Source organism: Bordetella genomosp. 5 (genome assembly GCF_002261475.1).
Taxonomy (GTDB): Bacteria; Pseudomonadota; Gammaproteobacteria; order Burkholderiales; family Burkholderiaceae_B; genus Bordetella.
Genome location: NZ_NEVN01000002.1, coordinates 139,152 through 164,144, shown reverse-complemented (window position 1 = coordinate 164,144; position 24,993 = coordinate 139,152). Strand labels below are relative to the sequence as shown.

The window sequence follows — 24,993 nt, the reverse complement described above, 5'->3', positions numbered from 1 at the left end:
CTGTGCTTAGCGGGCCTGCGCGGCCAGAAAGGCGCGCCAGCCACCGAACGACGTGATGTCCCGCGCGCCTTCCAGCCCGCACGGTTCGCAGATGAATCCCTTCACCGAACGGCCATCGGCCAGTTCGAGCGTGCCGATCCCCAGCGGCGCCGGGATCTCGGCCACGAAGCTGCCGAACAGCGCCGACGGCACGTCCCACAGCTCCACGATGATGGGCGCGCCGCCCTCGGCCACGCGCACGAGACCCGGCTTGGGCGGCGTGGTGTTGGCCAGCGCGTAGAGCCGGTAGCCGGCGGCCGTGTGCGTCTGCTCGATCAGACGCGCGCCACGCGAGCTCAGTTGATGGTTCAGCGGCATGCCGGTGAGGTGGGCGCCGACCACCGCGACACGGATCGTATTGGTTGCGGGCTCAACCGGTTTGACGGCCGCCTCGTACGACGCAGGCAAGGCCCGCCCCGTGGCGCCCAACGGCAGCCCCGCCTGCGCCTGCCAGCGCGCACCGAAGGCGGCCAGCGCCCGGTCCTGCCAGGCGGCGCCGATCAATGTGATGCCGGCCGGCAGGCCATCGCCCCGCATGCCCGCGGGAAGCGCGAGCGCGGAGAGGTCGGCGAAGTTGGCAAAGTTGGTGTAGGTGCCCAGCCGCGAATTCAACAGCACGGGTTCGTCGCGCAACTGCGCGATGGTGTAGATGGACGGCGAGGTCGGCACCACCAGCGCATCGAAGTCGGCGAGCGTCTGCTGGATCTGCCGCGCCAGCTCGGCGCGTCGGTACTCGGCCTGGAAGGTCTGCGTGGCATCGAAGTTGGCGGCCTGCTCCACGATGCCGCGCACGACCGGGTCGAGCGCGTCGGGGGTGTCGCGCCACAGCGACTGCACTGCCGCGAAGCGCTCGGCCACCCACGGGCCCTGATAGAGCAGCGCTGCCAGCTCCGCGAAAGGTGCGTAGTCGATGGTCTCGATCGTCACGCCCTGCTCGCGCAGTGCGGCCAGCGCGGCCTCGAAGCAGGCCTGTGCCTGGGCGTCGCCGAAAAACTCGAGCGTATCGGGCACGGCGAGGCGCGGCGGCGTGTGCCAGGCCGCGCGCGCGGCGGGCGGTTCGGCGCGCGCATACGCGTCGCCCGCGTCATAGCCGCCGGCGACCTCGGCCACGGCAGCCGCGTCCGCGACGGTCAGCGCAAACACCGACACGCAATCCAGCGTGCGGCAGGCGGGCACGACGCCGCGGTTGCTGAGCCAGCCGCGGGTGGGCTTGAGGCCGACGATGTTGTTGAAACCGGCGGGCACGCGGCCCGAGCCCGCGGTATCGGTGCCGAGCGAGAACGGCACCAGGCCTCGGGCCACGACCACGGCGGAGCCGGAGCTCGAGCCGCCGCTCACATAAGCGGGATCGAAGCTGTTGGGCACGGCGCCGTGCGGCGAGCGCGTGCCGACCAGACCGGTGGCGAACTGATCGAGATTGGTCTTGCCCACCAGCACGGCGCCGGCGGCGCGCAGACGCGCCACGACGGTGGCATCGGCGTCCGGCGAGTAAGCGAACGCCGGGCAGGCTGCGGTCGTGGGCCAGCCGCGGGCGTCGATGTTGTCTTTGACGGCGAAGGGCACGCCGTAGAGCGGCAGGCGCGCGAGGTCGCCGCCCGCGGCGGCGAGCAGGGCTTCGAGTTCGCCGAGCTGCCGCGCCAGGCCGGCGTCGTCCAGACGCGCGATCCATGCGTTATCGGCGGGCGTATCCGGTCCGGCCACGTAGGCCGCCAGCAGCTCGGCAGGGCGGGCGCCCTGCTCGCGGTAGGCACGCTGCCAATCGGCGAGCGTCCATCCCAGGACGGAAGAAAGTTGAGGCTGGGCGACGGCGGGCATGCTGGGATCCTCTCTTGTATACAAGTACGGATACCCAAGCAAAGTGCATGCCATCTTTGCGCCGACGAACGCATCGGCATGCGCGCGGCCCTATGAAACAAGGGCTTTGCGCCCTCGCGCGTGCGCTCGCGCGCATGCGCGCGAGGCGGTTCGTGCGCCGACCTCGCGCACCAGCATCGCGCCGATCACGCACCGCTTTCGTGCACGCCGCACCAGCGTGCGCCGCGCCCCCGATGCGCCATTCAACGTATTGCCACCCGCCGCTCAATGACGCCATTCGCCCGGCCGGACCTGGCATGGGTATTGCTTGAAGCGTGGTGGAAGGTGTTGGTCTTACGTAGTCCAGAAAAACCCGCCGGCGATCCCGGCTTTCAGCTACAGGAGTCACCATGCAACGCAGATACGTACTCAAGTCTCTCACCGCCGCCAGCCTGCTGGCGCTCTCGGGCTGGATGCCGCCGCTCATGGCCGCCGAAGACACCATCAAGGTCGGCATCCTGCATTCGCTCTCCGGCACGATGGCGATCTCCGAGACCTCGCTCAAGGACGTCGCGCTGATGACGATCGACGAGATCAATGCGACGGGCGGCGTGATGGGCAAGAAGCTCGAAGCGGTGGTGGTCGACCCCGCATCGAACTGGCCGCTGTTCGCCGAGAAGTCGCGCCAGCTGCTGTCGCAGGACAAGGTCGCGGTGGTGTTCGGCTGCTGGACCTCGGTGTCGCGCAAGTCTGTGCTGCCGGTGTTCAAGGAGCTCAACGGCCTGCTGTTCTACCCCGTGCAGTACGAAGGCGAAGAGCTCGAGAAGAACGTGTTCTACACCGGCGCCGCGCCCAACCAGCAGGCGATTCCCGCGGTCGAATACCTGATGAGCGAAGACGGCGGCGGCGCCAAGCGCTTCGTGCTGCTCGGCACCGACTACGTATACCCGCGCACCACCAACAAGATCCTGCGCGCCTTCCTGCATTCCAAGGGCGTGAAGGACAGCGATATCGAAGAGGTCTACACGCCGTTCGGCCACGCCGACTACCAGACCATCGTCGCCAACATCAAGAAGTTCTCCACGGGCGGCAAGACGGCCGTCATTTCCACCATCAACGGCGACTCCAACGTGCCGTTCTACAAAGAGCTCGGCAACGCCGGGCTCAAGGCCACCGACGTGCCGGTGGTCGCCTTCTCGGTGGGCGAAGAAGAGCTCCGCGGCGTGGACACGAAACCGCTGGTGGGCCATCTGGCGGCCTGGAACTACTTCCAGTCGATCAAGAACCCGGCCAACGCCGCCTTCGTCGAAAAATGGAAGGCCTACGCCAAGGCCAAGAACCTGCCCAATGCCGCGACGGCCGTGACCAACGATCCGATGGAAGCCACCTACGTCGGCATCCATATGTGGAAGCAGGCGGTCGAGCAGGCCAAGACCACCGACGTCGACAAGGTGATCGCGGCCATGGGCGGCCAGAAGTTCAACGCGCCCGACGGCTACACGATCGAGATGGACAAGACCAACCATCACCTGCACAAGCCGGTCTACATCGGCGAGATCAAGGCCGATGGCCAGTTCAACGTGGTCTGGAAGAGCAAGGGTCCGATCCGCGCCCAACCCTGGAGCCCGTTCATTCCGGGCAACGAAGGCAAGCAAGGGCTGTAAGGCCCTCCCCACCCGCGCCGATCCGAGGGCAGCAGATGCACAGACCTGGAAGACTCCTTTTGCCGCAGCACTGGCTTCTGGCCTGCCTGCTGGGACTGATGCTGACCCTGGGCGCGAGCGCGGGTGCGGGCCGGGCGCAGGCCGCCGGCCTGGACCCGGCGCTGCTCGCGCCGCTGGCGGGCGACGACAGCGAGGCGCGCCTGAGCGCCATCGCCGCGCTCGGCGCGCTGCCCGAGCCGGGCGCCGCCGCCGTGCTGCAGGCGCTGGGCGACGATCGCCTCTACGCCACGCCGGCCGGGCGCGTGCTGCTCGCCGACGCCGCCACGCCGGCGCAGGCCGAGGATCCCGCCACCGGCGAGCGTCTCGCCATGCCGGCCGACGCACAGAGCATTTCGATCAACAACCGTATCCGCCGCGCCATCCAATCGGCCCTGGCCGGCTCGCAACTGCATGCGGCCGATCCCGCCGAGCGGCTGGCCGCCGCGCGCCGCCTGCAACAGGGCACGGACGCGAGCCGTCTGCCCTTGATCGCGCAGGCGCTCGATCGCGAACAGCATCCCGAGGTGCGCGCCGCGCTCGAGCTGGCGCAGGCCAAACTCGAGCTCGCCAGCCCCGATGCCGCGGTGCGCCGTCATGCGGTGGAGCTGCTGGGCCGCGCCCGCAACGCCTCGTTCCGGCCGCTGCTCGCCGAGCTTGCCACGGCGCGTCCGGACGGAACCTACGCCGAGCCCGACACGTCCGTGCGCGAGGCGGCCGCCGCCGCCATGCGCGCCATCGACCGCCACGCCGCGACGGTGGAGTGGGCAGGCAATCTGTTCTACGGACTGAGCCTGGGCAGCGTGCTGCTGCTCGCCGCGATCGGGCTGGCGATCACGTTCGGGCTCATGGGCATCATCAACATGGCGCACGGCGAGCTGCTCATGATCGGCGCCTATGCCACCTACCTGGTGCAGCTCGCGTTCCGTGCCTGGCTGCCGGGCTGGATGGACTGGTATGTGCTGGCCGCCCTGCCCGTCGCGTTCGTGACGGCCGCGCTGGTCGGGATGGCGCTCGAGCGCACCGTGATCCGCTGGCTCTACGGCCGTCCGCTTGAAACCCTGCTGGCGACCTGGGGCATCAGCCTGATCCTGATGCAGACCGTGCGCACGCTGTTCGGCGCGCAGAACGTCGAGGTCAGCAATCCCAGCTGGATGAGTGGCGGCGTGACGGTGCTGGGCAGTCTGGTGCTCACTTACAACCGCATCGTCATCATCGTGTTCGCGCTGCTGGTCGTGTTCCTCGTGTGGCTGCTGCTCAATCACACGCGCCTGGGTCTCTTCGTGCGCGCCATCACGCAGAACCGCCGCATGGCGGACTGCGTGGGCGTGCCCACGGGCCGCATCGACATGCTGGCGTTCGGCCTGGGCTCGGGCATCGCGGGGCTCGCGGGCGTCGCGCTGTCCCAGCTCGGCAACGTCGGGCCCGACCTCGGCCGCGCCTATATCGTCGACTCCTTCATGGTGGTGGTGCTCGGCGGCGTCGGCCAGCTCGCCGGCACCGTGATCGCGGCGCTGGGCCTGGGCGGCGTGAACAAACTGCTGGAACCCCACGCCGGCGCGGTCATGGCCAAGATCACCATCCTGGTCCTGATCGTGCTGTTCGTGCAAAAACGCCCGCAAGGCCTGTTCGCCCCCCGGGGCCGGAGCGCCGAATGACCCCGACGATCCCTTCGCACGCGCCCGGTTCGCACTCCGACCTCGCCGCGCTCTCGCATCACCGACTGTTCTCGCCGCGCGCCTGGCGTGCGCTGCTCGCGATCCTGGTGTTCATGGCGCTGCTGCCCGCGCTTAACCTCTTCTTCGCGCCCGGCCATCCGCTGCACGTATCGGCCTATGCGGTGGCCTTGCTGGGCAAGTTCATGTGCTACGCGCTCGCCGCGCTGGCGCTCGATCTGGTCTGGGGCTACGCCGGCATCCTCTCGCTCGGCCACGGCCTCTTCTTCGCGCTGGGCGGCTACGCCCACGGCATGTACCTCATGCGTTCGATCGGCCGCGATGGCGCCTACCAGAGCGACCTGCCCGACTTCATGGTGTTCCTCAACTGGAAGGAGTATCCGTGGTACTGGTCGTTCACGGACCACTTCTGGTACGCCTGGCTGCTGGTGCTGCTGGTGCCCGGGGTGCTGGCCTTCGTGTTCGGCTACTTCGCGTTCCGCTCGCGCATCAAGGGCGTGTACTTCTCCATCATCACGCAGGCGCTCACCTACGCCGCCATGCTGCTGTTCTTTCGCAACGACACCGGCTTCGGCGGCAACAACGGCTTCACCGACTTCAAGCGCATCCTGGGCTTCGACATCACGGCGCCCGGCACGCGGGCCGCGCTTTACTGGATCACGCTCGCGGCGCTGTTCGGCGCGCTGATCCTGGCGCGCGCGGTCACGCAGTCGCGCCTGGGCCGCGTGCTCACGGCGGTACGCGATGCCGAAAGCCGGCTGCGCTTCCTGGGCTACGAGCCCCTCGGCTTCAAGCTGTTCGTGTGGACCTTGTCGGCCGTGCTGTGCGGCATCGCGGGCGCGCTCTACGTGCCGCAGGTCGGCATCATCAACCCCAGCGAAATGTCCACCGAGACCTCGATCGAGATGGTGATCTGGGTGGCCACCGGCGGGCGCGGCACGCTGATCGGGCCGATCGTGGGCGCGGGCGCGATCAACGGCCTGAAGACCTGGTTCACCAGCGTCGTGCCGGAGTTCTGGCTCTATGCGCTCGGCCTGATCTTCGTGCTGGTCACGCTGTTCCTGCCGCAAGGCATCGTCGGACTGGTGCGGCGCCTGATGCAGATGAAGCGCACGCGCGCCGCCACGGCACGCAACACGGTACGGGAGCAACAGGCATGAACACCGCAACCTCTCCCCTGGCCGGCGACAGCCTGCAGGGCGGCCCGGGCGGCGAGGCCAGCTATGGCCGCGTCAGCCCCAAGGGCGTGGATACCAGTCACGGCGCGATCCTGTATCTCGACGACATCACGGTGAGCTTCGACGGTTTCAAGGCGCTCAACGCGCTCACGCTGGATATCGGCGTGGGCGAGCTGCGCTGCATCATCGGCCCCAATGGCGCCGGCAAGACGACCATGATGGACGTCATCACCGGCAAGACGCGCCCGACCAGCGGCACGGCCTTCTTCGGCCAGAACATCGATCTGACCACGCTCTCGGAAGCCGCGATCGCCGACGCCGGGATCGGCCGCAAGTTTCAGCGCCCCACCGTGTTCGAACAGCACAGCGTGTTCGAGAACCTCGAACTGGCCATGAAGACCGACAAGCGCGTGCGCCCGGTGTTGTTCGCCCGGCTGAACAGCGAGCAGACCGACCGCATCGCCGCCACCCTGGACCTGATCCGTCTGCGCGATCAGGCGGCGCGCCCGGCGGGCCTGCTGTCGCACGGCCAGAAGCAATGGCTGGAGATCGGCATGCTGCTGATGCAGGAGCCCAAGCTCCTGTTGCTGGACGAGCCGGTCGCGGGCATGACCGATGCCGAGACCGCGCGCACCGGCGAGCTGCTCAACGAGCTGCGCGGGCGGCACTCACTCATGGTGGTCGAGCACGACATGGACTTCGTGAACCAGATCGCGGGCGACAAGGTCACCGTGCTGCACGAGGGCTCGGTGCTGGCCGAAGGATCGATGCAGGCGGTGCAGAACCACCCGCGCGTGATCGAAGTCTATCTGGGACGCTGACATGCTCGCAGCCGAAAACATCAATCAGTATTACGGCGGCAGCCACACACTGCGCGGCATCTCGCTCGATGTGACGCGGGGCCAGTGCCTGGCGCTGCTGGGCCGCAACGGCGTGGGCAAAACCACGCTGCTCAAATGTCTGATGGGCGTGCTGCCGGTCGCGCGCGGCGCCGTGCGGCTGGATGGCGTGGACATCACCCGGCTCGCGCCACACAAGCGCGCGGCGCTGGGCATGGCCTACGTGCCGCAGGGCCGCGACATCTTCGCGCGCCTGACCGTCGAAGAAAACATTCTGATGGGCATGGCCACCAAGCCGGCCGCGCGGGCGCGGCGCATCCAGGGCGACATCTATGAGCTGTTCCCGGTGCTCAAGAGCATGCTCAAGCGCCGCGGCGGCGACCTCTCGGGCGGCCAGCAGCAACAGCTCGCGATCGCGCGCGCGCTGGTGGCCGAGCCCAGGCTGATCATCTTCGACGAGCCCACCGAAGGCATCCAGCCCTCGATCATCAAGGACATCGCGCGCGTCATTCACCTGCTGCGCCAGCGCGGCGACATGGGCATCGTGCTGTGCGAGCAGTATTTCGACTTCGCGCGCGAGCTCGCCGACACCTTCGTGGTGCTGTCGCGCGGTGAAGTGGTGGCCGCGGGCGATCGCGGCGAGATCGATGGCGACCACGTGCGGCGCCACCTGTCGGTGTAGCGCCGCGCGCGCTCAGCGGAAGACGTCGAACAGCACGTCGGCGATGATGCCGCCCGCGATCGCCACCAGGATCAGGTCGCTGCCGGCGATGCGCCATTCGTAGCCGGGATACACGGGCAGATGCGCGAGCATGCCGCCGGGCACCATCTTCTTGGCGATCCCCGGCGGCAGCGGTTTGCCGCGGGCGAGGTTTTTCTGGATGCCGGGCGGCAGACCCGCCATGCCGGTGACGCCATATTGCACGGCGTAGTCGCGTGCCACGCCGACCGTGATGCCGGCATGGCGCAGATTGACGCTGACGCCGTCGTCGCGGCCCGATTTCTTGTTGCCCTGGCCGTTGCCGTTGCCGTTGCCCTTGCCATTGCCCGGGCCTTTATCGTTGCCCTGGCCTTTGCCATTGCCCTGGCCCTTGCCATTGCCCTGGCCCTGGTTCTGGCCGGGGCCCTTGCCTTCGGGCGGCGCCGCGTGAACGATCGTGACGGTGGCCGCCAGCAACAGGGCGGCGATGAGGGGTTGGCGAGAAAGTCGCATGATGACTCCCATGAACGTGGACCGGCCCGTCGATTATGCCTCGGCCGCGGGCGACGAGACCTCATCCTTTGTGACGAAGTCCCCTCCCGCTGCAACAATCGATGTCAGGTCTGCTGATACACCGCCACCACGCGGTCGAAGCGGCGCGCGGCGAGGTCGTCGGTGCGGATCACGAAATACACCGTGCCTTCGGTCAGCGGATCCGCATACCAGGCCGACAGGTCGACCTGCAGCAGCAGGCGCCATTGGCCGGCGAGCGCCATGATGCGTTCGCGCTCGCGCTGCCACGCCTCGCGCCCGAGAAATTCCACGCCGTATTCGGTCACCACCACCGCCTGATAGCGCGGGTCGTCCTGCTCGGGCAGGGGGCTGCCCAGCAGTTGATGGCGGCGCCAGCCGGGCGTGGGGTAGTCCTGGTTCAGGTCTTCGCGCATCTCGTCGTAGGCCTCGGCGAACGCCTCGGCCGCTGCGTCGCCGGACTTGCCGTGATAGCGCGCCTGCAGCGCGGGCACGGCCGCCATCTCCAGCGAGGCCGGATCGGGCACGCCCACGGCGGCTTTCAGTTCGAGGGACTGCGGCGCGGTGCCGTAATTGGTACCCATCGGCGTGTTGGACGCCGGCTGCTTGAATTGCTTGCGGATGGCCTCGCGTTCGCGGCGCTCCTGCTCGGCGGCTTCGGCCAGGGCGGGCGGCATAGCCAAAGGCACCAGCGCCTGCCGTGGCGAGTTGTCCCAGACCACATGCGCCACGCGCGACCCGGACTCCCAGGGCCCCACGGAGAGATCGTAGAAGAACAGCAGGCGCCCATTCGGCGGCAGGGCCTGCGCCACCGGCCCGAGGCGATGCGCCTCTTCCAGGTCGATCTGACCCATGAACGCGTAGGGCAGGTTGCGGCTCAGGTGGTCGCGCATTTCGGCGCCGGCCGCGCTGTTGCCGCGGCCCGCGATCTCGTCCGCGTTGGCGGGTGCGGGAGGCACCGGCCAGGCAGCGCCCGCGGGCAGATCCGGGACACCGCCGAACCGGCTGGCACCCAGCGTCTCGCCGGCGGCGGTTGCGGGCGCAACCGCTGGCGACACGGGCTGCAGGCCGATGACAGGCACCAGCGCCTGCACCACTTGCGCGGCCTGATGCGGTTCGAAGAAAGCGTCGAACGCCTGCTGAGCGTCCTGGGGAGAATCGAACATGCGAGCCCTCGTCGGTGGGATGCGGAATCGGGCGTGCGGCGCGTCACGACGAGCCGCCGCGGAGGCGGCGCCGGGGTCGGGCGGCCCGCAGGCCCGCAGGCCCCAAGCCCATAGGCGCGGGCAGACGCCCGCCCCGCCCGAGGCAGCGCCGCGCGGACTCAGTCGCGGAAGTTGTCGAACTGCAGCGGCAGCTCGACGTCGGTCTTCTTCAGCAGCGCGATCGCGGTCTGGAGGTCGTCGCGCTTCTTGCCGGTGACGCGCAGCTTCTCGCCGTTGATCTGGGTTTCGACCTTGAGCTTGGCGGCCTTGATGGCGGCGATCAGCTTCTTGGAGACCGCCTGCTCGATCCCCTGCTTGATGGTGATCTTCTGACGGGCGCCGCCGAGATTCTCGAGCGGATCCGCCACGTCCATGCAGCGCACATCGATGCCGCGCGCCGACAGGCGGCCGCGCAGGATTTCGATCATCTGCTTGAGCTGGAAGGCGCTGGGCGCGACCTGCGTGATGACCGAGTCATCGAGTTCGAACTTGGCATCGGTGCCCTTGAAATCGAAGCGCGTGGCCAGCTCGCGGTTGGCCTGATCGACCGCATTGCTGAGTTCGTGTTTATCGACTTCGGAAACGACGTCAAAGCTAGGCATCAAAAAACCCCACAGAATAGGAAACACAGGGCCGGACCTGCCAGGGTCCGCCCCGCCGGTACAGCCGGCAGTTTAAGACGAAACGCGCGCGCCGGCATTCGCCACCCGGCTATCATGCCTCTTCCGAGGCCGGGCGCCGCCCCCTCTTCTTCAGGCGAGGTGTTTCATGCTTTATGGCATCGTCAAGGCCCTGCACGTGCTGGCCGTGGTTCTGTGGGTGGGTGGCATGGTGTTCGCGCACTGTTTTCTGCGTCCTGCCCTCGCCGGTCAGGACGCGCCCCAACGCCTCACGCTGATGCGGGACGTGCTGCGCCGCTTTCTGGGTGCCGTGTTGCCGGCCGTGCTGTTCCTGCTGCTGTCGGGCGCCTGGATGCTGTTTTCCACGGCCCGCACCGTCGCGGCCACGGGCGGCGTCATGATCGTACCGGGCTCGTGGCACCTGATGGCCGGCCTGGGGATTGTGATGAGCGTGATCTACGCCTACATCCGCTACGCGCTCTATCCGCGTCTTAACGGCGCCGTACAGGCCCAGGACTGGCCGGCCGCGGCACGCGCGCTCACCGGCATCCGGCATGGCGTCACGACCAACATCGTGCTGGGCGCGATCATCATCGTCGCGGTGTTCGCCTGGCGCGGCTGAGTCTCGCGGGGCCCATGCGGCCCTGCGCTCAACGCTTGGGCAGCACGCCCGTGGGATTGACGGCCTTGCCGTCGCGCCGCAGCTCGAAATAGAGCGCGGGGCTGGCGCGATCGGTGTCGCCCATCTCGGCGATGGTCTGCCCTTGCTTGACCGTCTGGCCCTGCCGCACGAGCAGCTTGCGGTTGTGGGCATAGATCGTCAGGAACGACCCATTGCCATGCCGCACGATCACCATGTTGCCGTAGCCGCGCAGGCCGGCGGCCGCATAAGCCACCGTGCCAGCGGCCGCGGCCACGACCGGCGTGCCGGCGCTGTTGCTGATGGTGAGCCCGCTCGAGGCGCCGCCGTAGGTGCCGATCAGCTTGCCCTGCGCGGGCCAGATCAATGCGATGCCGGTCACGGGGCCGCCGGACGGGCGCGGCGTGGGCTTGGGCTTGGGCGTCGAACGGGGCGCGGGCTTGGCGCTACCGGTGCTCTTGCCGCCCTGCGACGCGCCGCCGGTCGGTGACTGCACGCGCAACAACTGGCCGCGCTCGATCCGGTTGGCGTTGGGGAGTTTGTTCCAGCGCACCAGATCGGAGACGTTCTGGTCGAACCGGCGCGCGATGCTGTAGAGCGTGTCGCCCGACTGCACCCGATAGTGGCCCGACGGCGTACTGGCGGGCGTGGAGGCGCAAGCCGCGAGCACGAGGCTGAGCGCCAGGCAACCCGCGAGACGCGACGCGCGCCCCAGCCTCTGGCGGCTCACGCACAGGATGGCGTGCAGGCGACGGCCGGCCTGGGCGCACAGGGTGGCGGGGTGAAACCTGGGTACGGAGCGGCTCGAAACGGACAAAACGACGGCGGTTTGGGTTGGACGACCCCGGAAGGGTACCAAGAAATGCCGCCCTCATTACGACAAGGCACCACACTTTTCGCAGCCTTGTTGCAGCCGATTGCGCTCGGGCAAGGCGATGCGCGGCCCCTGCGCCCGTCGCGCGGCAGGCGGCCACATCCCGCGTGGCGGGCTCGACGGGAAAAAGACGGCGCGGGCAAGCCGCCCGCGCCGACCGTGCCCCCGCACGGAACAACGGTACGAACCTGCCGCGACGCTAGCGCGCTGCGACGCGGCGCGGCATCTGCAGGACGACGGCCGAGGTTTCCCGCCGCGGCGGCACCACGACCACATCGCTGTGGGTCAGATCGTCGGTCACGTCCGCCAGCGTGGCGGATTGCGCCAGCGAGACTTCCACGACCTCGGCCATGATCTCGGTGACCCGATGCGAGGAGGACACGATCTCCTCCATCGTGCTGCCGGCGGACTGGACCTGGGCCGCGCCGCGCTCGATCTGCGCGACCGACGCCGTGATGAGCGCCTTGATTTCCTTGGCCGCCGCCGCGCTGCTCTGCGCCAGGCTGCGCACCTCGGCCGCCACCACCGCAAAGCCGCGGCCGTGGGCTCCGGCGCGCGCGGCTTCGACCGCCGCGTTCAGCGCCAGAATATTCGTCTGGAAGGCGACGCCGTCCATCACGCCGATGATGTCCGAGATCTTGCGCGAGCTGGCCGTGATGGCCTCCATCGTGCGCACCACGTCCTCGACCGTGCGCCCGCCCTCCTCGGCCACCTGGCAGGCGGCCTGCGCCAGCTCGTTGGCCTGCGCGGCCCGGCCGGCGTTCTCGGTCAGGCCATCGACCGCGGTGCGCAGTGTCTGCGCGGCCGTGAAGCGGCGCGTGATGTCGGTCGCGTACTTCACGACCTTGAACGGACGGCCTTCGGGGTCGAGGATCGGGTTGTAGCTCGCCTCGATCCACACATTGCGGCCACCCTTGCCGATGCGCAGATACTGGCCCGTCTCGTGCTGGCCGGCGCCGAGCCGGCGCCAGAATTCGGTATAGGCCGAACTGCGGCGCTCTTCGGGCTGGACGAACATGCTGTGGTGTTGGCCCACGATCTCTTCGCGGCGGTAGCCCATGGCACCCAGGAACAGATCGTTCGCGTCGATGATGGTGCCGTCGAGCTCGAACTCGATCACGGCCTGGACTTTCTCGATGGCCGCCATCTTGCCTTCGAGATCGGCATTGCGCGCCTGTTGCTCGGTGATGTCGGTGGCGTACTTCACCACCTTCCAGGGTTCACCGTGCGAATCGTGAATCGGGTTGTAGCTGGCCTGCAGCCAAACCTCGCGGCCATCTTTGGTATATCGCTTATACCGGCCCGCGTCGAAATTGCCCTGCGAAAGCTTTTTCCAGAATGCCGCGTATTCAGGCGACTCGCGTTCCGCGGGGTCGACGAACATGCCGTGATGCCGGCCCTGCACTTCATCGAGCCGATAACCGAAAAAATCCAGGAAATTCTGGTTTGCCATCAGCACATGACCCTGCAGATCGAACTCGATCACGGCCTGGGCCTTGTGCAATGCGCCGATCTGACCGAGCAGGTCGACGCGTTTATCCCGCCCTAAATGAAACAGACTGCCTAGTGAAAAGTATTGCATCGTGTTCTCCCGTGCCAGGAACTCCGCAATTCGGACTCCGAGGGCGAGGCTGGTTGCGCCGGCGCCTCTCGCCAACAACCACTTTCGCGTGCAACCCTGGGCCCGATGGACGCCTCATGGCGTCTCTTGGTGCGAACTTCCGTGCTGCGACGGGGTCCGGGTCGTTCTTTCCACTGATAACGGCCTGCGGCAACACGCGCGCTCATCAACTGGCATGAACGCGTCGGATGCGGCATCCCTGATTAATACGCGCAATTAACGACGGCCCGCGCCGCATTCTGTATGGGGGTAAACGCCGACAAACAGAATTAATTTGCGCTGCATTGCAGGCGTAAATAATGACATGCACAAATCCGGCTCGCGCGACGCGCCGAAAAGAAATATTCCGCAATAAAACCGTCGAGAAAATTCATTATCTTTGAGACGCCAGTATCATTATTCCCGACGCATAAAAAAAACCGGCGGGCTCTGGCCCACCGGCTTTGCACTGACCCGAGTCCGGGCAATCAGTGCGCGGCTTCCACCGTTTCGCGCATGTCGCCGAAACGACCTTCGTTGAAGTCGCGCATGGCCTCCACGATCTCCTGCTGCGTGTTCATGACGAACGGACCGTGACCGACGATGGGCTCATCGATGGGCTCGCCGCTCAGGATCAGCACCAGGGCGTCGTTGTTGGCTTCCAGCTCGATCCCTTCGCCCGCGCCTTCCAGCACGGCCACCTGGGCGTCGCGCAGCACATGCTCGCGATTGAGCAGCACCGTGCCCCGCAACACCACGACCGCGGTGTTGTGGCCCGCCGGTACCGGCAGCCGCGCCACCCCGCCCGCGTTCAGCCGCGCATCCCAGACGTTGAGCGGCGTGAAGGTGCGCGCGGCGCCGCGCGTGCCGTCGAGCTCACCCGCGATGAGGCGCAGCGTGCCCGCCCCGTCCGGCAGTGCGACCGACGGAATCTCGTCCGCCGTGATGCTCTGGTAGCCCGGCGCGGCACGCTTGTCACGCGCCGGCAGGTTCACCCACAGCTGCACCATTTCGAGCGGACCGCCGCGCTCGGTGAACGCGGGCGAATGAAACTCTTCGTGCAGGATGCCGCTGGCGGCGGTCATCCATTGCACGTCGCCCGGGCCGATCGTGCCGCCCTCGCCGGTCGAGTCGCGATGCGAGACCTCGCCGTCATACACGATGGTGACGGTCTCGAAGCCGCGATGCGGATGCACGCCCACACCGCGCGGCTGATCCGCGGGCTCGAAACGCGCCGGCCCGGCATAGTCGAGCAGCAGGAACGGGCTCAGTTGACGGCCCAGGGTTTGATACGAAAACAGCGAACGCACGGGGAATCCGTCGCCCACCCAATGCGCGCGGGGCGCGCTGAAGGTACCCAATACTTTCTTCATGATCGTTGCTCCTGACCGTGCGCTGCACGGGTCCAGTGGTTCATGGATCAACGATAAAGCCGGCGCGCTCCGGCCGGTAGCCCCCCAAAACCGGTCGCAGCGTCCCACATATGGAACACTGGCGGCGCAAGGGCCTACTCGGACCGGGCCCGCGCCGGATGCAGGCGGACGACCTGCCGGGTGTCGTCGAGGGCCGTGGGATCATCGACCAGCAGGCACTGCTTGCCGTGCCGCTTGCAGTGATCCTGCACGCGCCAGAAGTCGCCGTGGCTCACGCAGCCGGTCTGGCAGATGACGAGGTCGGCGGCGTCGAGGCAAGCCTCGAGGTCGTGTTCCGCAGAAGGCGCCCGGGCATCGTCTCGCACCGCGTCCGGTGAGCGGGGCACGCCGGTCGCGCCGGCATCCGGGTCGCGGGGCCGGTCGGCGTGCTCGCGCCCGTCGCCTTCGATCGCCAGGAACCGCGCGCCGCTCAGCTCGGCCAGCACCCGCGCGAGCCGCGTGGTGCCTTCGTCTCCCCCGATGCACAACACGGATTTGCTGACGGGAAGCGATCCGGCGGCCGGCGAACCGGCGGCGGGCGTACCGGCGGCGGGCGATCCGGCGGCGGGCGATCCGGCGCCCGGCGATCCGGCGCCCGGCGAACCGGCGGCACGCAAGCCCGCGGCCGTCCAAGCCGCGCCCGCCGTCCCCCGGCTCACGCGCACCGCGGGCATGGCCAGGGTCGGCGCCTGCCGCGCGCGCACCAGCGATTGCACGCGGCCAGCGAGATACTCCACCTGACGCGCCAGCGTGACCCGCCGGGCCAGCCCCGGCACGGCCGCTTCGAGCGCCTGCCGATCGGCGCCGGCCCAGGCGAGCCGGGTGTCGCGCATGATGACCTCGGCGCGCAGCTGCATCGTCTCGGCCTGCAAGGCCTCGATCCGGCGCGCCTGTGCGTTCAGCATCGCCGAGCAGCGGGCCTGAACGCGGCCATAGCTGGCGAGCAGCGCGGCGTGCTCGCGCTTGAGGTGTTCGTAATCGTCGAGGACAGGCATGGCGCAACTCCGGGGAAACAACGCGCGGACCGCCATTATAGATAGGAATGATTTTTATTACCAACCGCACGACGACACCGCACGGCCGCCGGGCAAAAAAAAACGGCAACGCTCGCGCGCTGCCGTTTTCCCGTGCATGCAGTCCGATCAGTTGGGCATCGGGTGCAGCATGTTGGCGTTCATGTTGTGCAGAACCCAGACCGAGCCGCCGACGATGATCGCGATGATCATCACGGTGAACAGGAAGGTGCTGAGGTTGTCGCGCTCGCCGCCCGGCTTGGTGCCCATGTGCATGAAGAACACCAGTTGCACGAGCAACTGTGCCACGCACATGACCAGGATGCCGATCAGCGCGACGGCGCGGCTGAAGCCGCCGTCCATCACGAGATAGAACGCACCGAGGGTGAGGATGATCGACAGGATGAAGCCGATGATGTACGACTTCAGGCTGCCGTGGCTGGTGTGGCCGTGATCGGCCGCAACGTCATGACTCGACATTACAGGGCCCCCATCAGGTAGACGAAAGTGAAAACGCAGATCCAGACGATGTCCAGGAAGTGCCAGAACAGGCTCAGGCACGCCAGACGACGCTTGTTGATCGAATCCAGGCCGTAGCGACGGACCATGTCGATCATGACCAGGATCCAGATCAGGCCGGCCGTGACGTGCAGGCCGTGGGTGCCGATCAGCGTGAAGAACGCCGACAGGTAGGCACTGCGGCCCGGACCGGCGTCCAGGTGGATCAGGTGCATGAACTCATAGATTTCCATGGCGATGAAGCCCGCTCCGAACAGGAACGTGATCCACAGCCAGGCGATGACCTTGCCGCGGTTACCCGCGTAAAGGTTGAGCATCGCCACGCCGAACGTGAAGCTCGACACGAGCAGCAGCATGGTTTCGACCAGCACGAAGGACAGGTCGAAGAGGTCACGGCCGTGCGGGCCACCAGCGGTGGCGTTGGACAGCACGGCGAAGGTAGCGAACAGGACCGAGAAGATCAGCAGGTCGCTCATCAGATAGACCCAGAAACCGAAAACGGTCTTGGATCCATCGTCGTGGTGCTCATGACCGTGGTCGTGGGCACCGTGGGAGTGAGTGGCAACAGCGTTGGTCATGATGGATCAGGCGGCCTTTTGCATGGCGTTGAAATGGGCGTTTTCGATCCGCTCGACTTCGGCGGCGGGGACCCAGTAATCGACATCGCGGTCGTAGGCGCGGCGGATGAACGAGCCGACCATGCCGACCAGACCCACGATGGCGAGCCACCAGATGTGCCAGATCAGCGCGAAGCACATGACCAGGCCGAAGGCGCCCATGAACACGCCAGCACCGGTATTACGCGGCATGTGGATGTCTTCGTACTTGGCCGGGCGCTTGTAGGCGACGCCGTTTTCCTTGTCTTCCCAGTGCTGATCGAGCGAGTCGACGTGCGGCACGACGGCGAAGTTGTAGAACGGAGCCGGCGAAGCGATCGACCATTCCAGCGTACGGCCATCCCAGGGATCGCCGGTCACGTCGACGTTCTTCTTGCGGTCGCGGATCGAGACGACGATCTGCATCAGGAAGAACCAGATACCCAGGGCGATCAGAACGGCACCGACCAGGGCGACGATCAGGTAAGGCTGCCATTCCGGATTGTCGTAGCTGTTCAGGCGACGGGTCATGCCCTTGAAGCCCAGCACGTACAGCGGCATGAAGGCCACGTAGAAGCCGACCAGCCAGCACCAGAACGAGTAGCGGCCGAGCTTTTCGTTGAGCGTGAAGCCGAAGGCCTTGGGCCACCAGTACACGATCGCGGCGATACAACCGAACACCACGCCGCCGATGATGACGTTGTGGAAGTGGGCGATCAGGAACAGGCTGTTGTGCAGCACGAAGGACACCGCGGGGATGGCCATCAGCACACCGGTCATGCCACCGATCACGAAGGTGATGATGAAGCCCAGGGTCCAGAGGATCGGCACCGAGAACAGCACGCGGCCGCGGTACATCGTGAACAGCCAGTTGAAGATCTTCACCCCGGTCGGGACGGAGATGATCATTGTGGCGATACCGAAGAACGCGTTGACGTTGGCGCCCGCACCCATCGTGAAGAAGTGGTGCAGCCAGACCAGGAACGACAGCACGCCGATGGCGGCGGTCGCGTAGACCATCGACTTGTAGCCGAACAGCGTCTTGCGCGAGAAGGTCGCGACGATTTCCGAGTACGCGCCAAAGCACGGCAGGATCAGGATGTACACCTCGGGGTGGCCCCAGATCCAGATCAGGTTCACGAACATCATGGCATTGCCGCCACCGTCATTCGTGAAGAAGTGCGTGCCCAGATAGCGGTCGGCGGTCAGCAGCGCCAGCGTGGCGGCCAGCACCGGGAAGGCGGCGACGATCAGCACGTTGGTCACCAGGGAGGTCCAGGTGAACACGGGCATCTTCATCAGCGACATGCCGGGAGCGCGCATGCGCAGGATCGTGACGACGAAGTTCACACCCGACAGCGTGGTACCGAGCCCTGATATCTGCAGCGCCCAGATGTAGTAATCCACCCCCACGCTTGGACTGTAGTCCAGGCCCGACAGCGGCGGATATGCCAGCCAGCCGGTCGCGGCGAATTCGCCCACGAACAGCGACAGCATGATCAGCACGACGCCGGCGAAGAACAGCCAGAAGCTCAGCGAGTTCAGGAACGGGAACGCAACGTCGCGCGCACCGATCTGCAGCGGCACGACCAGGTTCATCAGGCCCGTGATGAGGGGCATCGCCATGAAGAAAATCATGATGACGCCGTGGGCGGTGAAGATCTGATCGTAGTGATGCGGGGGCAGGAAGCCCGGGGAGTCGGCAGAGGCCACGGCCAGCTGCGTACGCATCATGATGGCGTCGGCGAAGCCGCGCAGCAGCATGACGAGCGCGACCAGGATGTACATCACACCAATACGCTTGTGGTCGACCGTCGTGAGCCATTCGGTCCACAGGTACTTCCACTTGCCCATGAAGGTGATCGCGCCCAGCAGCGCAATACCACCCAGTATTACGGCGGCCAGCGTAACCATGACGATGGGGTCATGGAACGGGATGGCCTCCAAGGAGAGTTTCCCAAACATCAATTACTCCGCAGCGGCGATCAGATTGTTGGACGTAGCCGTGCACGTGGCAGAGTCCACGCCGGCGATCCGGGTCATTTGGTTGTGCACGATGTTGTCGAACATGCCGACGGGCGCGCTCGAAAACAGTTGCACCGGATTCTTCTGGCTGGGCTTGGCCAGCGCTGCGTAGACATCGGGCGTCATGGGCGTGTTGGACGCCTTGGCCTTCTGGATCCACGCTTCGAAATCCTGCGGGGTGGTGGCGTGGGCCGTGAAACGCATGCCCGAGAAGCCGCCGCCGCTGTAGTTACCCGACACGCCGAAGTACGAACCGATCTCGAACGCGTTGAGATGCAGCTTCGTTTCCATGCCGGCCATCGAATAGATCATGCTGCCGAGCTGCGGAATGAAGAACGTGTTCATCACCGAAGCCGAGGTGATGCGGAAGTTCACCGGGGTGTCGACGGGGAACGCGATCTCGTTGACGGTCGCGATGTCGTAGTCCGGGTAGATGAACAGCCACTTCCAGTCCAGCGACACGACTTCGATGTTGATCGGCTTCACGTCGGAGACGAGCGGACGATAGGGGTCGAGTTCGTGCGACGACTTCCAGGTGAAGAACGCCAGGATCGACACGATGATGACCGGCACCGTCCAGACGACGATTTCGATCTTGGTCGAGTGCGACCACTTCGGATCGTAGGTCGCGGACGTGTTCGACGCGCGGTACTTCCACGCGAACACGATCGTCATGATGATGACCGGCACGACGACCAGCAGCATCAAACCAAGCGCGATGAGGATCAGGTTCCGTTCCTGGACGCCGATGTCTCCCTTGGGAGAAAGGACTTCCATCGAACAGCCGCCGAGAAGCAGCAGGACAGCGCCGACGCCCAGGGCGCGCGCAAGATTCGCAAGGTGGGGGTGTTTCACGTACAGCCTTGGATATGGATGGAAAGGAGGGCTCACCGCGGACGCAGCAAACCAGCAAACTTTCGAATGGTATCCAGGGAGATCGCGCGGCAGGTGCGACGGATCGTCGCACTGCATCATGGGATGGGGCACCAAAACGGTGCATTTTGCGGGCCCGCCCCGAGCCGACGGGTCGGTAGGGAGCGTGCGGGGTGCGGCAATATGTCGCACCCTCGCTGACCGCCGGCACAAACGGTGTTGGCCTGGCGCCGCGATCCGGCAAAGTCAGTCGAGAACGGACTCGCGCTCGGGACCGGGCTTTTTCATCAGCTTGCGCTGCAGCGTGCGCCGGTGCATGCCCAGCAGTCGCGCCGCGGCGGACACGTTGCCGCCGGACTCATGCAGCGCCTGCTGGATGTGCTCCCATTCTAGGCGGTGCAATGGCGTCATGGTCGATTCAATCGTAACGGTTTCTGGCTTCATCAGCCCGAGCGTACGCAGGATCATCGGCGCCGTCGCCGGCTTGGGCAGATAGTCGTCGGCGCCCCGCTTGATCGCCTCGACCGCCGTGGCCACGCTGGCGTAGCCCGTGACCAGCAGGATGCGCATGTCGGGCCGCAGGGCGCGCAACGGGCGGATCAGCGTCAGACCGGAATCTTCGCCGAGCCGCAGATCCACCAGCGCGAAGGCCGGACGGATCTCTTCGGCGACCTCGAGCGCCTCGGCGATGTCGCACGCCACGCGGGTTTCGAGGCCACGGCGCGCCAGGCTGCGTTGCAACGTGCGCACGTACAGCTCGTCGTCGTCGATCAACAGACCGTATTCAGAGGGATCCATCTCGTCTAAGTTCCCGAACCTTCGAGGGGCAGGTAGAAACGGATGCACGCGCCGCCGCCTTCGGCAGCCGTGATCGTCATTTCTCCGCCCAGTTGTTCTACTGTCGCATGGGACAGTGCCAATCCTACCCCGAGGCCATCCGGCTTCCCGCTGTGGAACAGCGTGGTGGCCGGCAGCACGGTGTGGTCGGGGTCGAAGCCCCGGCCATGGTCGCGCACCTCGCCCTTGAGCGCGCCATCGCGGTATTCCAGATGCAGATCGATGCGCGGATCGCCCGCCTGCTCGCCCGCGTCGGCCGCGTTGTTGAGCAGCGCCTGCAGCAGGTGCGCGATCGAGGGCTCGACGCGCAACGTCGGCGGCAGGGTACCGGTGCGACGCAGATCGATGGTCGGACGCACCAGGCGCCACTGCCCCACCACGCGCACCAGATCGACCTCCGTGGGCACGGCCAGATTGCGGATGCGCTCGCGGCACAGCGTGAGCAGCTCGCGCAGGGTTTCGACGTCCGCGCGCACCTCGGGTTCCTCGACCTCGGCGGCGATTTCGTCGGCCAGCAGCGTCATGGTCGCCAGGGGCGTGTTGAGCTCGTGCGCCATGGCGGCCGCGTGGGTGGCGAGCGCGACGATGCCCTCGTTGCGTGTGAAGCGCTCGCGCAGCAGGGCCAGCTCGCGCTCACGCACGCGCAGGTCGCTCGCCAGGCGGGTCGAGAAATACAGCACCACGGCCGCCGAGATCAGGAAGTTGGCGCCCAGACCATAGAGCAGCAGCAAATAGGTATTGGGCGTGCCGGCCAGCGGCTGGCCGAACACCGCCGCCGCCGTGTAGCCGGTCAGGCTCGCCAGCGCCGCCGCGAAGGCCCAGTTGCGCGGCAGCGCGAAGGCGGCCAGCGCGATCAGCACGAGGAACATCGTGCCGAACGGATTGGTCAGCCCGCCGCTCCAGCCCACCATCCAGGCCAGCACCACCATGTCGACCAACAGGTGGGCGAACGCCGTGCCATAAGAGAGGTCGAGCGTGCGGCGCAGGCGCAGGCTGGCGTAGATATTGAAGGTGATCAGCGCGCCGACGCCGAGCCAGAGCGGCTGCAACGGCAACGGCAGGCCCAGCAGGTCGCTCGCCACCAGCACCGTGACGGCCTGCCCGGCAATGGCCAGCCAGCGCAGACTGCACAGGGTACGCAGGAACGAGATCGCGGAACTACCGAGCATAAGACCGGGGTGAAGGCGGGGACACGAGCGCATCCGGCCTGACGGCCCCGCGTGGCGGGACCCGGCGCGATGCGGGCCGATTGCGAAAATGCACGCAACAGCGGGCATCGCGTCGATAACGGTGGCGAGCGCCCATTGTAGGTGAATCCGTCCGACCCAAGTTTTTTTGGGACGCACCCGGCCGCGCGCGCGCCCGCGCGATGGCTGCACGCGACTGGGGTTACGGCCGGGACGCCGGCCTCGGCTCGGCGGCCGCTCAGGCCCGGGCCGGTTGCCAGTCGCGCAGCAGGCCGAACAGATCGTCCATACTGGTGAAGACGTGCGCCACGCCGACGGCGCGCAGCGCGTCCGCGGCGCTGTGACCGAGCGCGTCGGGGCTGTAACCGAACACCGTCGCGCCCGCCGCGACGCCGGCCGTGGCGCCCGTGACCGTGTCCTCGATCACGGCGCAGCGCGTCGGGTCCACGCCGAGAGCGCGGGCGGCTTCGAGATACACGTCGGGGAACGGCTTGCTGCGCGGCATTTCCTGGCCGCTGAAGACCCGGCCGGCAAACGTATCGGCCAGATCCACCTTGGCCAGTTGCAGCTCGACCTTTTTGCGATCGGCACCGGACGCGACCGCGATGCGGCCGTCCAGTTGCTCGTGCAGACGCTTGGCCGCGGCCGGCGCACCGGGGATCTCGTTCAGTTCACTATCGAGCGCGGCGTTGCGGCGCGCGCGAAACTCGAGAATCCAGTCGTCGGTCAGACGCTTGCCTGTGCGTTCCTCGATCAGCGGCAGTTCATCGCGCACCGCCTTGCCCGTGAAGATCCGCATGGTTTCTTCGGGCGTGATGCGCCAGCCCTGCTCGCCCAGCATCTGGGACAGCACGCGGTTGGTGATGGGCTCGGAATCCACGAGCACGCCATCGCAGTCGAACAACACGGCATCGAAAGGAAAATGGGACATGGGCTGAACAGGCAGGAAGTCGAAAACGGAAGGCCAGAGCATACTGCACCGCATCGTGCTGTTCTGTCCGGCCTGGATGGGTCCGGCCTTCCGTCAGGCCCGCGCGGGCCGCTGCCGGCCCGAGGCGAACAAGGCAATCGACAGCGCCTGCAGCAGCATGGCGCACAGCAACCAGCCCCCCGGGGCGAGCAGCCCGATGCCCAGGCCGAACACGGCGGGCGCGAACGCGTAGGCGCCCTGCGACACCGCCACGATGAGCGGCACCGCTCGCGCCGCGTCGGCCGGCGTGAACTCCGTCTGCGCAATCAGCGGCGGCAGGGAGGTCGCGTTGCCGATGCCCGAACCGAACAGCAGCACCCCCGTCACGAGCCAGGCGGGATGAGCGAGCACGCCCCACGCGCAGGCCACGAGCAGCGCCACGCCGAACGCCTGGACTGCATAGGCGGCGCAGGCCACGTTGCGGCGATCGGCGCCGGGCCCGAGCAGCCGCGCGGCCACCATGCGCCCGGCGATGGCCGCCGCCGTGGCCGCCCCCATCAGCCAGCCGGCGCGATCGTTACCGATGCGCAAGGCCAGCCATCCATAGAGTTGCGCGATCAGGCCGATCTGCGCGAACAGGCCCAGCGCCATGCCGAGCGAGAGCGTGAGGAAGCGTCGCTCGCGCCAGGGCGAGGTCAGCGGCGCGCGGCTGGCGGGTGACGTGCGTGCGTCCGGCGTCGCTGCCGCGCCGCCCGGTCCGCGTGGCATGGCGCCGCCATCGGCCTCCTGGCCCAGGCTGGCCGGCGTGTGGCGGAACACCCGACGGGCCAACAATGCGATCACGGCCACCATGGTCAGGCCGACCGCCAGGCCGGCGCCGGCCAGACCGAGCTGCGCGATCAGCGCCACCCACAGCGGCGCGAAGATGATGCCGCCGACGCTCGCGCCGTTATAGGCCACGCCCAGCGCCCAGGGGCGGCGCGCGGCGAACCAGGGCGAGATCAGCGCATTCACGGCCGCGGCGCCGAGCGCCACCCAGCCCACGCCGCTGGCGAGCGCGGCCACGGCCAGCGCGGCGGGCGACGCGGCCAGCCCCCAACCCGTCACGCCGACCGCCAGCAACACCGCCCCGGTCAGCGTGACCGTGGGCACGCCGAAGCGGCGATACAGGCGAGGCAGCCGCGCCACGACCAGCGCCCCCGCCAGAAAATGCAGCGTCACCATCGCCGAGACCAGCGTAACGCTCCAGCCGGTGCGCGCCACCACCGACTGCAGATACACGGGCGGGCCGTAAAAGCCGACACCCCAGCCGAACACCGCCAGCACGAAGGTGGCGGCCAGCACCGTGGGGCCGAAAAAGCGGCGCGGCGCGCGCGCGGCGGTGGCGGGAATGGCGCTCGGATCCATGGCCGAAGTCCTTGTGAGAGATGAGATGCGCGCAGTATCCTGCGGCTATCACATGCACACTTCGACCTGGAGCGAACCATGGATGCACTTCCTGCCGACGAACGCATCGCCCAGGTGGCCGCGGCCATCGCCGACCCCGCGCGGGCACGCATGCTCTGCTGCCTGCTCGATGGTTGCGCCCGCACCGCCACCGAGCTCGCCGTGGTGGCCGGCATCGGCGCGTCCACGGCCAGCAGCCACTTTCAGCGGCTGCGCGACCAGGGGCTCGTCTCGCTCACGGTGCAGGGCAAGCACCGCTATTTCCAGCTGGCCGCCCCGGAAGTGGCCAGCGCGCTGGAGGCCTTGCTCGTGGTGGCCGGCGTGCCGCGCACGCCGTTCGTGCCGTCCACGCCGCAACACCTGCTGCATGCGCGCACCTGCTATGACCACATGGCGGGCACGGTGGCCGTGAGCCTGCACGACGCGATGTGGGCGCAGGGCTGGCTTGCCGAAGGCGATGGCAGTTATCTCGTGACCGCGGTCGGCGCGCAGCGGCTGCGCGACCTGGGCCTGGATCTCGACACGATGGCGCGCAAGCGCCGCCGTCAGGCCTGTGCGTGCATGGACTGGAGCGTGCGCCGGCCGCATCTGGGCGGCGCGCTGGGCGCGGGCCTGCTGCAGCTGCTGCTGTCGCGCGGCTGGGTCACGCGCGAACTGGACTCGCGCGCGCTGCGGGTGTCGCGCAACGGCGCGCGTCAGCTCGGCGCGGCATTCGGTGTGTTGATCGAACACGAGCCGGCGCGGGCGGCCACGGGCGCGGCCGCCCGCGCCGCCTAGCG

The 24,993-nt window shown here is 67.4% G+C and carries 23 protein-coding genes; 7 read left to right on the top strand and 16 right to left on the bottom strand.

Features of this window, described 5'->3' with window-relative positions; genetic code table 11:
* Window positions 1-6 precede the first annotated feature (6 nt).
* A complete protein-coding gene (gene atzF / locus CEK29_RS04310) occupies window positions 7-1,854 on the bottom strand; it encodes an allophanate hydrolase (protein WP_094857426.1) in 1,848 nt (615 codons plus the stop codon).
* A gap of 389 nt (window positions 1,855-2,243) precedes the next feature.
* Here atzF and urtA point away from each other — a divergent pair, with 389 nt between their 5' ends.
* From urtA to urtE, 5 genes are all read left to right on the top strand, one after another.
* Window positions 2,244-3,497 carry an urea ABC transporter substrate-binding protein gene (urtA, locus tag CEK29_RS04305; protein WP_094857425.1) on the top strand — a complete coding sequence of 418 codons (1,254 nt, stop codon included), beginning with the start codon at window positions 2,244-2,246 and terminating at the stop codon, window positions 3,495-3,497.
* 98 nt (window positions 3,498-3,595) lie between these two features.
* On the top strand, window positions 3,596-5,191 hold the full coding sequence (gene urtB / locus CEK29_RS04300) for an urea ABC transporter permease subunit UrtB (protein WP_094857577.1): 1,596 nt from the start codon (window positions 3,596-3,598) through the stop codon (window positions 5,189-5,191).
* A 113-nt stretch (window positions 5,192-5,304) separates the two neighbouring features.
* Entirely contained in the window at window positions 5,305-6,369 is a 1,065-nt protein-coding gene (gene urtC, locus CEK29_RS04295; protein ID WP_440588305.1) for an urea ABC transporter permease subunit UrtC, read from the top strand.
* Window positions 6,366-7,208 carry an urea ABC transporter ATP-binding protein UrtD gene (urtD, locus tag CEK29_RS04290; protein WP_094803579.1) on the top strand — a complete coding sequence of 281 codons (843 nt, stop codon included), beginning with the start codon at window positions 6,366-6,368 and terminating at the stop codon, window positions 7,206-7,208. Before urtC ends, urtD begins: the two co-directional genes overlap by 4 nt.
* Window position 7,209: 1 nt before the next feature.
* Window positions 7,210-7,908, top strand: a complete 699-nt coding sequence (gene urtE, locus CEK29_RS04285; protein WP_094803581.1) for an urea ABC transporter ATP-binding subunit UrtE — start codon at window positions 7,210-7,212, stop codon at window positions 7,906-7,908.
* Window positions 7,909-7,920: 12 nt separating this feature from the next.
* Here urtE and CEK29_RS23800 read toward each other — a convergent pair whose 3' ends face one another.
* The 3 genes from CEK29_RS23800 to CEK29_RS04265 form a co-directional block, all read right to left on the bottom strand.
* Entirely contained in the window at window positions 7,921-8,439 is a 519-nt protein-coding gene (locus CEK29_RS23800; RefSeq protein WP_255176070.1) for an anti-virulence regulator CigR family protein, read from the bottom strand.
* A gap of 104 nt (window positions 8,440-8,543) precedes the next feature.
* The gene (locus tag CEK29_RS04270; protein ID WP_094857421.1) at window positions 8,544-9,623 is read right to left on the bottom strand and encodes a DUF1963 domain-containing protein; all 1,080 of its coding nucleotides are present in this window, start codon (window positions 9,621-9,623) and stop codon (window positions 8,544-8,546) included.
* 158 nt (window positions 9,624-9,781) lie between these two features.
* Window positions 9,782-10,264 carry a YajQ family cyclic di-GMP-binding protein gene (locus CEK29_RS04265; protein ID WP_094803587.1) on the bottom strand — a complete coding sequence of 161 codons (483 nt, stop codon included), beginning with the start codon at window positions 10,262-10,264 and terminating at the stop codon, window positions 9,782-9,784.
* 166 nt (window positions 10,265-10,430) lie between these two features.
* On the opposite strand from CEK29_RS04265, the gene CEK29_RS04260 reads away from it, so the two are divergent.
* Window positions 10,431-10,904, top strand: a complete 474-nt coding sequence (locus CEK29_RS04260; RefSeq protein WP_094803589.1) for a CopD family protein — start codon at window positions 10,431-10,433, stop codon at window positions 10,902-10,904.
* 28 nt (window positions 10,905-10,932) lie between these two features.
* On the opposite strand, the gene CEK29_RS04255 is transcribed toward CEK29_RS04260, so the two are convergent.
* The 12 genes from CEK29_RS04255 to CEK29_RS04200 form a co-directional block, all read right to left on the bottom strand.
* Window positions 10,933-11,652, bottom strand: coding sequence for a peptidoglycan DD-metalloendopeptidase family protein (locus CEK29_RS04255; protein ID WP_440588304.1), 720 nt, complete (start codon window positions 11,650-11,652; stop codon window positions 10,933-10,935).
* 343 nt (window positions 11,653-11,995) lie between these two features.
* The gene (locus tag CEK29_RS04250; protein WP_094857420.1) at window positions 11,996-13,378 is read right to left on the bottom strand and encodes a methyl-accepting chemotaxis protein; all 1,383 of its coding nucleotides are present in this window, start codon (window positions 13,376-13,378) and stop codon (window positions 11,996-11,998) included.
* A gap of 506 nt (window positions 13,379-13,884) precedes the next feature.
* Window positions 13,885-14,769 (bottom strand): pirin family protein, encoded by an 885-nt coding sequence (locus CEK29_RS04245; RefSeq protein WP_094803595.1) that lies wholly within the window; start codon window positions 14,767-14,769, stop codon window positions 13,885-13,887.
* 134 nt (window positions 14,770-14,903) lie between these two features.
* Window positions 14,904-15,803 carry a DUF2325 domain-containing protein gene (locus tag CEK29_RS04240; protein WP_255176069.1) on the bottom strand — a complete coding sequence of 300 codons (900 nt, stop codon included), beginning with the start codon at window positions 15,801-15,803 and terminating at the stop codon, window positions 14,904-14,906.
* A 147-nt stretch (window positions 15,804-15,950) separates the two neighbouring features.
* Window positions 15,951-16,301 carry a cytochrome o ubiquinol oxidase subunit IV gene (gene cyoD, locus CEK29_RS04235; RefSeq protein ID WP_094803597.1) on the bottom strand — a complete coding sequence of 117 codons (351 nt, stop codon included), beginning with the start codon at window positions 16,299-16,301 and terminating at the stop codon, window positions 15,951-15,953.
* Entirely contained in the window at window positions 16,301-16,918 is a 618-nt protein-coding gene (gene cyoC, locus CEK29_RS04230) for a cytochrome o ubiquinol oxidase subunit III (protein ID WP_094803599.1), read from the bottom strand. Before cyoC ends, cyoD begins: the two co-directional genes overlap by 1 nt.
* A 6-nt stretch (window positions 16,919-16,924) precedes the next feature.
* Window positions 16,925-18,901, bottom strand: a complete 1,977-nt coding sequence (gene cyoB / locus CEK29_RS04225; protein ID WP_094803601.1) for a cytochrome o ubiquinol oxidase subunit I — start codon at window positions 18,899-18,901, stop codon at window positions 16,925-16,927.
* 3 nt (window positions 18,902-18,904) lie between these two features.
* Window positions 18,905-19,816 (bottom strand): ubiquinol oxidase subunit II, encoded by a 912-nt coding sequence (gene cyoA, locus CEK29_RS04220; protein ID WP_094803603.1) that lies wholly within the window; start codon window positions 19,814-19,816, stop codon window positions 18,905-18,907.
* Window positions 19,817-20,080: 264 nt separating this feature from the next.
* The gene (locus CEK29_RS04215) at window positions 20,081-20,632 is read right to left on the bottom strand and encodes a response regulator transcription factor (RefSeq protein WP_094857419.1); all 552 of its coding nucleotides are present in this window, start codon (window positions 20,630-20,632) and stop codon (window positions 20,081-20,083) included.
* 5 nt (window positions 20,633-20,637) lie between these two features.
* Window positions 20,638-21,840, bottom strand: a complete 1,203-nt coding sequence (locus CEK29_RS04210; RefSeq protein WP_094803607.1) for an ATP-binding protein — start codon at window positions 21,838-21,840, stop codon at window positions 20,638-20,640.
* 256 nt (window positions 21,841-22,096) lie between these two features.
* Window positions 22,097-22,789, bottom strand: a complete 693-nt coding sequence (locus CEK29_RS04205; RefSeq protein ID WP_094857574.1) for an HAD family hydrolase — start codon at window positions 22,787-22,789, stop codon at window positions 22,097-22,099.
* A 93-nt stretch (window positions 22,790-22,882) separates the two neighbouring features.
* Entirely contained in the window at window positions 22,883-24,175 is a 1,293-nt protein-coding gene (locus CEK29_RS04200; protein ID WP_094857418.1) for an MFS transporter, read from the bottom strand.
* Between the two features lie 78 nt (window positions 24,176-24,253).
* On the opposite strand from CEK29_RS04200, the gene CEK29_RS04195 reads away from it, so the two are divergent.
* Window positions 24,254-24,991: an ArsR/SmtB family transcription factor gene (locus tag CEK29_RS04195; protein ID WP_094857417.1), complete on the top strand. Its 738-nt coding sequence runs from the start codon at window positions 24,254-24,256 to the stop codon at window positions 24,989-24,991.
* Window positions 24,992-24,993: the final 2 nt, after the last annotated feature.

Bases quoted from the DNA above. Each gene is read 5' to 3' on its own strand.
- atzF (WP_094857426.1), bottom strand. From the start codon at position 1,854: ATGCCCGCCGTCGCCCAGCCTCAACTTTCTTCCGTCCTGGGATGGACG.
- urtA (WP_094857425.1), top strand. From the start codon at position 2,244: ATGCAACGCAGATACGTACTCAAGTCTCTCACCGCCGCCAGCCTGCTG.
- urtB (WP_094857577.1), top strand. From the start codon at position 3,596: ATGCTGACCCTGGGCGCGAGCGCGGGTGCGGGCCGGGCGCAGGCCGCC.
- urtC (WP_440588305.1), top strand. From the start codon at position 5,305: ATGGCGCTGCTGCCCGCGCTTAACCTCTTCTTCGCGCCCGGCCATCCG.
- urtD (WP_094803579.1), top strand. From the start codon at position 6,366: ATGAACACCGCAACCTCTCCCCTGGCCGGCGACAGCCTGCAGGGCGGC.
- urtE (WP_094803581.1), top strand. From the start codon at position 7,210: ATGCTCGCAGCCGAAAACATCAATCAGTATTACGGCGGCAGCCACACA.
- CEK29_RS23800 (WP_255176070.1), bottom strand. From the start codon at position 8,439: ATGCGACTTTCTCGCCAACCCCTCATCGCCGCCCTGTTGCTGGCGGCC.
- CEK29_RS04270 (WP_094857421.1), bottom strand. From the start codon at position 9,623: ATGTTCGATTCTCCCCAGGACGCTCAGCAGGCGTTCGACGCTTTCTTC.
- CEK29_RS04265 (WP_094803587.1), bottom strand. From the start codon at position 10,264: ATGCCTAGCTTTGACGTCGTTTCCGAAGTCGATAAACACGAACTCAGC.
- CEK29_RS04260 (WP_094803589.1), top strand. From the start codon at position 10,431: ATGCTTTATGGCATCGTCAAGGCCCTGCACGTGCTGGCCGTGGTTCTG.
- CEK29_RS04250 (WP_094857420.1), bottom strand. From the start codon at position 13,378: ATGCAATACTTTTCACTAGGCAGTCTGTTTCATTTAGGGCGGGATAAA.
- CEK29_RS04245 (WP_094803595.1), bottom strand. From the start codon at position 14,769: ATGAAGAAAGTATTGGGTACCTTCAGCGCGCCCCGCGCGCATTGGGTG.
- CEK29_RS04240 (WP_255176069.1), bottom strand. From the start codon at position 15,803: ATGCCTGTCCTCGACGATTACGAACACCTCAAGCGCGAGCACGCCGCG.
- cyoD (WP_094803597.1), bottom strand. From the start codon at position 16,301: ATGTCGAGTCATGACGTTGCGGCCGATCACGGCCACACCAGCCACGGC.
- cyoC (WP_094803599.1), bottom strand. From the start codon at position 16,918: ATGACCAACGCTGTTGCCACTCACTCCCACGGTGCCCACGACCACGGT.
- cyoB (WP_094803601.1), bottom strand. From the start codon at position 18,901: ATGTTTGGGAAACTCTCCTTGGAGGCCATCCCGTTCCATGACCCCATC.
- CEK29_RS04215 (WP_094857419.1), bottom strand. From the start codon at position 20,632: ATGGATCCCTCTGAATACGGTCTGTTGATCGACGACGACGAGCTGTAC.
- CEK29_RS04210 (WP_094803607.1), bottom strand. From the start codon at position 21,840: ATGCTCGGTAGTTCCGCGATCTCGTTCCTGCGTACCCTGTGCAGTCTG.
- CEK29_RS04205 (WP_094857574.1), bottom strand. From the start codon at position 22,789: ATGTCCCATTTTCCTTTCGATGCCGTGTTGTTCGACTGCGATGGCGTG.
- CEK29_RS04200 (WP_094857418.1), bottom strand. From the start codon at position 24,175: ATGGATCCGAGCGCCATTCCCGCCACCGCCGCGCGCGCGCCGCGCCGC.
- CEK29_RS04195 (WP_094857417.1), top strand. From the start codon at position 24,254: ATGGATGCACTTCCTGCCGACGAACGCATCGCCCAGGTGGCCGCGGCC.